The sequence below is a fragment of the Neisseria sp. HMSC066H01 genome (assembly GCF_001837375.1).
GTDB lineage: Bacteria > Pseudomonadota > Gammaproteobacteria > Burkholderiales > Neisseriaceae > Neisseria.
This window is the reverse complement of the sequence record NZ_KV832194.1, coordinates 489,663-494,848: the sequence shown is the minus strand read 5'-3', so window position 1 is coordinate 494,848 and position 5,186 is coordinate 489,663. Positions and strand designations below refer to the sequence as shown.

Sequence of the window (5,186 nt, the reverse complement as noted above, 5' to 3'; positions counted from 1 at the left end):
TTTCCATGCTGTTCAATTTATCTTGGAACGCCTTGCCGACAAGGGTATACCAACTGACGGACTTAATGCCCTCGTACCATAGAGAGTCATCATGTCCACCTGAATCGGGTGTTACCCCCCAATAGCGTTTGGTTACGGCGTATTCGTAAAACTGATATTTATGGTAGGCGTAGGGCAGGACGATGCTCAGTCCGGCATAACCGTGGAAAATATCAAAGTGCTTGCACAGATATTCTATCCAGCTTTCATACTCGCGACGTTTTTCCGAGGAGGACAAAAAAGACAGTGGAAAGGTGATCCTGAGATAGGACAGGTCATTAACTCCGCCTAAGGGGTGAGCGGATAGGGTTTTGATTTCATATTCCGCCGCCCTGTTGGAAGGACCGGAGTTCAGCACGCCATGCAAGCTTTCCCCCTGTTCGGCATTTTGAATCATTTTATCGATTTTTTTTTGAAATGCGTTCGGATTGATACGGGCAAAACGGCGCATCCCGTCCCAAAAGTGTGTTTTCAAATACCCGTGGTACTGCGAATAAAAGCGTTCGAAAACTTCCAGCGTCTTACGCTGTCCCGCTACCGAACCTCCGCCCGTGTAGTAGATCAATATGGTCAGTCCCAGACGGGCATTGATATTGTAGTCTTCGTCATACATCAGGATTTCATCGGCTTCCCGTTGCAGTGATTCATATAGTTTGGTTGTCATGCTCTTTCTTTCATGGGGTTGCTGTTGTTTACTCGTTCGGCAGATTACCATGTCGGGCATCGAATTCGCGCACTTTTTCTTCCCAGCCTTTCAGATGCGAAGTATCGGCATTTTTCTCGCAAGCCTGCCACGGGACATAGTGGGTAATTTTGTATTCATTGGGTTCGTATGTCGAACCTTTGGGTTTATTTACAAGATATTTGTAGGCATAACAGTTACTACGCTGTTCAAAACGTTCGTCTGCCGCCCAAAGGTCGGCGGAAGCACCTAAGGCAGGTGCAAATACTGCCAAACGGAGGGCGAACATGATTGAGCCTGCCAAGGCAGCAGAGGCAAAATACGCCAATGCGATTGTTGCTACCGATAAAACAATGAATGTAACAATTTCTTCCTTATTTTCTTTAACGAAATTCACTGCAACCATTAAGGCATTATCTGTCGACATAACCACGTCTGCTTCTTGAATATAAGGCAAGTAATCACGTGGAATATCCTCATACTCTTCTAAATAATCTACTGCTTGTTGTAGTTCTTGATTACTATATTCTACGATCTTCCCGTCATCACCTACCCAGCGTATACCATTTTCTGTACTCTCAAATTTTCCGAATCCTTCAAGCCAAGGAGAGTTTTGGAGAATTTGCGCGGCAGTTTCGGGATGATATACCGTTTCCATACTTTTCCTATCAATGAGTTTTTCCGATAGGATATTGATGGGGCGACCTTCAGGAGCAACCACCCATGGCTCGAGCCGGATTTTAGGCAACAGGTCTTCTTTCTTGAAACCGAAGGCTGGGACGAATTCCGGTGAAAATTCGTACACCCCTTCGGTATTGCCCTCATCGTTGTCCTGATAGATCTCCAGTAAGGCAAACCGCTCCTTTGTGGCAATTTTTTTATAGGCTTGGTCCTGCTTGTTGTCAAGATCATCATCGCCATACTTCATCTCTACCAGCCGTTTTAGGTTATCGTCATACTTCTCTCCGTAAGCTAAGGCCTCCCGACCTGGCCAGCGGATATGGTAGTCTTCGACGATAATCAGATCTGGACGTTTGCGTTCCGCACCTGGTAACACAGGTTCGGAGCATTTCCAGCGGGTATGACGTCGGTTTTTTCCTTGAGTTGTCTTGTCTAGCAAGCCAATTTTTCTACCTATTTTATCTATGAAACTTTGTGTCTCTTTTTCTTCTCTTTTTTTTGCTTTCCGATCATCAATTAAATGCGGGACAGGAACAACATCACTTCTCCCCACAGGTACACTGAAAGTTACTTCGGGCTTATACGGCCAATAATATCCGGTCATTCGCTCGGTAAGGTTTACCACACGGTCGAATCCGTTCTGTTTTCTACCTTTTACGCTGCAAGATCCACTGAAAGCATCTAATTTTTTTGTCGATCCGCCATTGTAATACTTTAAAACAAAGTCCCATACTATATACAAATATCCCAAGTCTCCAAGTTCTATGTCGGCGTATTCTTTATGCACTTTCAGCCGGGTAATCATTGCCATAAATTATTCCTCATCAAAAATTTCAAAATGTAATTTAATCGTTCCCCCTCCGGCAATATGCAACAGATGCGGTTCTTTTTTCGTTTTTTTCTCCTGCTCGAATACAACTTTCTGCGGTGATGACGTATTAACAATGATCGTTTCACCTTTACTGTTTGTTATTCCTTCAATCTGGCTACCATCTTCCAGTGTCAAAGTATATGGACGGTTTCTTACGACTTTCTGAGTTTTTCTGTCTCTCAAAATATAACGACCCGAATAGATTTGTTTGAAATCGGGTAATTTCACAGGTACATTCGATGGAATGGTTACCACCAACGGCGCCCTCACCCTCACCACCTTCGGACTCCCGATCTCAACCTCCCCGTTACTCAACTTGATATACGCCCCTTTGCAGGTGATCAGAATCTCCTCCTTCGCCGCAATGGTAATCTTCCCTGCGCTGCTGGTTAACGTTGCATCCTTCAAAGCATTCAGCTGCAATTCGTCATTCTGTGCCTGTACTTCCACTTTACCCTGATTGGCCTGCATCTTGATGCCGCTGCTTTGGGCAAACAGGTTGAGGCTCTCTGCCGCATGGGCGGTCAGGCTTTGGCCGGCACTGATGTCGGTATGGTTGCCGCTGACCAGGTGGATATTTTCATGGGCGGTATGCAGTTGGCTTTGCTCTGTTGCGCTGGCAATACCGGCCGGGGCGGTTTGGATCAAACCGGCCTCTTTCAGGTCTTTGAGGGCGTCTTTCAGACGGCCCCTTTGGGTTTCTTCATCGGTATTATGGTTGTTTGCCGTTTGGGCGGCTTTGTTCAGGCTTTTGGCCAGGGAGAGTGCCTGTTCAATCTGTGCAATGGCATCGTCCATATCCAGCACTTTGCCGTTGGCGTCTTGGTTTTGTGCGCTGACGAGTATGCCTTTACCCGCCCGTACGGCACCCCAGCCGTCGGTTCTGAGTTCGAAGCCTTCGCCGTTCTCTCCGCGTTTCTCACGATTTGAGTCGACGATGTGGCCGAGGTTGAGTTGGGATTTTTGGTAGTCGGTGGCGAGTTTGATGTGTTCCTGACCTTTTTGGTCTTCCATCCTCAGTTTGTTGTTCGCCCAGGTACGGATGACGTTCCTTGTGTTCCAATCGGCGGGGATATGGTCGGGATGGGCGCTGTCGTGCATGACGCCGGAGATATACGGGCGGTCGGGATTACCCTGTACGAAGGAGAGCATCACTTCGGTGCCTTCGTGTAAGGGAAAGTGGATGCCGTATTCGGGACCGGCATAGGGTTTGGCCAGTCGGACGGGACGGCTTTCCCCGCCGGGACTCCATTCGTCCAAATCAAACGGCAGTTTGACGCGGTAGCGTCCCATCTCGTCGATATAGGCATAGGTGCAGTTCTCCGCCGCGGTCACCCGTGCCGGCAAGGTACCGTCGATATGCGGACGCGGGGTAGTACATTCGGGACGGTAGGCGAGTTGGGCGGGGATGGCGGTAAAGGTATGGCTGTAGGCGGTATCTCGGCTGCCGCTGTGTTCCATACTGAGCACCAGCCAGCCGTCGGGTGCTTCGGGGAAGGAGACATCGGTTTGAAACACCTTCATCGGTGTCATGGAGACAACATTGCCGCTGCCGGCTGCGACGGTTTGACGGCAGAGGTTGGCTTCGTTCAATAGGGTCGTCTGAACTTGGGCTTCGTCGGGGGTTTTGGGATGAAGGCCCCAATGCTGCTGTTTGCCCAATAAAACGGTATTGTCGGCTGATTCTTCGGACTGTTTGTTGTCGGTTTCGGCAAAGAGGTCGGTATCGGCGCTGCGGTAGTTGTAGTCGGCCGTGCGTATGCCTTCGACGATGGGGTTGTGGCGGATGCTTAAGTTGAACAGTGCTTCGGTACCGGCACTCTCCAGTCCGGCATGGGGACGGTAGGAAACGGGTAAACCTTGGCTGCGTAAATAGTGTTCGGGACTGTCGCCGAAGACGACTACGTCGCCATGTTGTTCATGCTGTTCGAAGGCATACCAAATGCCCTCTTCTTCACACAGACGGTTGATAAAGGCAAAGTCGCTTTCGAGATATTGGGTGACATACTCGCGTACACTATAGTTGCGGCTCTTTTGGAAACGGTAGTCGACACCGGAGAAGCCGTGGTGTTTGAAGACGGCGGCAACGATGTCGGGGACGGTTTGGTGTTGGAACAGCCGGGAAGTTTGGAAATGTTTCATTGCCGCGAAACGCGGCTCTAAAACAAAGCGGTAAACGGTTTCATCCTTAGAGACGGACAGCTTCTCGCATGAGGTGATAATGCCCTGCCATTGCTTCGCCGGGGGATCGTCTGAAGCAGACCCGAATTCACTGACGACTTCTGACAGTAAACCTTCTTGCGGACGAATCTCAAACGCTGCGCGCTGGTTGAGGTAGGAAGACAGCGGCAGCGAGGAATCGGTGGAAGTGGCGGTAATTTCGACACGGTAAGCGGTATTGACTGCTTCGGAGGCGGTGAAAGAACGAACGGAGAGGGAGGGGGAGAATCGGGAGAAGGTGAGGTGGTAGGATTGGTGGGCGGTCATAAGGGCAATATCCGACTGACGATGAACACTGTATAGTAACGGGGATAATGCCGATGGTAAAGCGAATGGGATGAATGGGGAAAAGGCCGTCTGAACGGTTGAAATAAGGGATAAAATACCATTTTACCCTGCCCTATTCCACCATTCAGGGAGAAAATAGTAAATTAAGTAGCCACATTTCTCTTAAAACCATTGATTTTATACTAAAAATTGGAGTACTATACGGAATCTTTTAAGATTAACCAATAGTTAACAAACAGGAATAAACAACGGCGATTGTTAGGTATAGGGAAAAACTACATAATTTATATTATGTTAAATTCATAATGCTAGTATTTTAATTTGCTAATTCCTGTTTTTCTCAGTAGTACAATCACTTACAATATTCAAAAACAAAAAAGGCCGTCTGAAAATTTCAGACGGCCT

3 protein-coding genes are annotated in these 5,186 nt (G+C 48.2%); all 3 read right to left on the bottom strand.

The features are described 5' to 3' along the window. Positions 1-703 (bottom strand): type VI immunity family protein (locus HMPREF2551_RS10715; protein ID WP_283122413.1); only part of this gene is annotated, 703 nt, incomplete at its 3' end. A gap of 28 nt (positions 704-731) precedes the next feature. Next, positions 732-2,213, bottom strand: a complete 1,482-nt coding sequence (locus HMPREF2551_RS06490; protein ID WP_070837961.1) for a hypothetical protein — start codon at positions 2,211-2,213, stop codon at positions 732-734. 3 nt (positions 2,214-2,216) lie between these two features. Further along, on the bottom strand, positions 2,217-4,760 hold the full coding sequence (locus HMPREF2551_RS10345; RefSeq protein ID WP_083323117.1) for a type VI secretion system Vgr family protein: 2,544 nt from the start codon (positions 4,758-4,760) through the stop codon (positions 2,217-2,219). Positions 4,761-5,186: the final 426 nt, after the last annotated feature.